We start from the raw sequence: 356 nt of genomic DNA, 5'->3' as shown, positions 1-356 counted from the left end.
CTTCCGTCAATGAATACCCATTCTTGATCCAAGACGCCTCGTAATCTAAAAAAAATTTATTCCACAATCCCTTGCTTGCCCAACGATTAAAACGATTATAAGCAGTTTGCCAAGGACAAAATTCTTGAGGAATATCACGCCATGTGGCGCCTGTACGCAGTTTCCATAAGATCGCTTCCATGATATTTCTACTATTCTTTGAACGGTAGCAACCATGTAATCGCATAGTATCTTGAATTTGCTGCCAGATATCATCGGTAAGAAGAGTACGTGCCATTGAAAATATAGAAATAAAAATAACTCAAAGGAGGATTTTAAGTATTTAAAACCAATTCTTCAAATGAGGACACGCCCTA

Annotated in this window: 1 pseudogene; it reads right to left on the bottom strand. The window is 37.6% G+C overall.

Annotation, left to right across the window (positions count from 1 at the left end):
• Window positions 1–277 (bottom strand): annotated as a pseudogene (locus NI469_RS15780) (transposase); the annotation flags it as partial.
• Window positions 278–356 lie beyond the last annotated feature (79 nt).

The organism is Acinetobacter lwoffii (assembly GCF_024129735.1).
Taxonomy (GTDB): domain Bacteria; phylum Pseudomonadota; class Gammaproteobacteria; order Pseudomonadales; family Moraxellaceae; genus Acinetobacter; species Acinetobacter lwoffii_H.
This window is presented reverse-complemented; position numbering and strand designations above follow the sequence as displayed.